The following is a 932-nucleotide window of genomic DNA, read 5'->3' as shown; positions in this document are numbered from 1 at the left end:
AATCGCAAACCGGAAATCCAGTCGTTGGGGGATGGGCAGACCCTGACAGATACGGTGCAGATCGCCTCGAAAGACGGCACAACCCATACCATCACCATCACGATTCATGGCACTAACGATGCGCCGACCGTTGGCTCTGCCGTTACGCTTACGCAAGGAACAGAAGACACGGCCTATACCTTGCACGCCCGCGATTTATTGGCCAACGCCAGTGATATCGACAAAAACGATGCCGGGCAATTGCATGTTGCGAACCTCAGTGCCGACCATGGCAGTATCACAGACAATCACGACGGTACTTACACCTTCACACCAGACGCAGACTACAACGGCTCGGTGCAATTTTCTTACGAAGTACAAGATGCTCATGGCGGCAGTACGGTAGCGAGCGCTTCACTGGATTTGGCAGCGGTAGCGGATGCGGCTGTCATTACCGGCCAAGATACGGGCTCTATCACCGAAGACCGCAATGTTGGGCATGATTCAGCACAGTCGATCCAGGTAATGGGCTCCCTCTCTGTCACTGACCCGGATGCAGGGCAAGACCATTTCATTGCAACAAACCCGATGGTTCGAAACGAAAAAGTCATCAGCGACCCTTTTCAAGGGGAGTTGCATATTGATCGTCACGGAAACTGGGATTATCGGGTTGCCAACGGCAACTCTGCGCTTCAAGCGCTGAAAGAGGGTGAAACCCGAGATGTGATTTATGAAGTCAGGTCCGCCGATGGTACGACGCACAGAATCAATATCACGGTTACGGGAACCAATGATGCACCAATCGTAAGTGGTGACGCCAAATTAGCATCAGGAACCGAAGATACCGCAGTCACGTTAACTGAAGCACAACTGCTGGCTAACGCTTCGGATGTTGATCATGGTGAAACAGCAAAGTTAAGTGTGCATAACCTTAATGCAGATCACGGTACGAT

Annotated in this window: 1 protein-coding gene; it reads left to right on the top strand. The window is 51.7% G+C overall.

Annotation, left to right across the window (positions count from 1 at the left end; all coding sequences use genetic code 11):
• The coding region (locus tag A3751_RS21010) for a cadherin-like domain-containing protein (RefSeq protein ID WP_156492706.1) at positions 1 to 932 on the top strand (932 nt) is incomplete at both ends.

It is taken from the genome of Oleiphilus sp. HI0080, from assembly GCF_001635135.1.
This window is presented reverse-complemented; position numbering and strand designations above follow the sequence as displayed.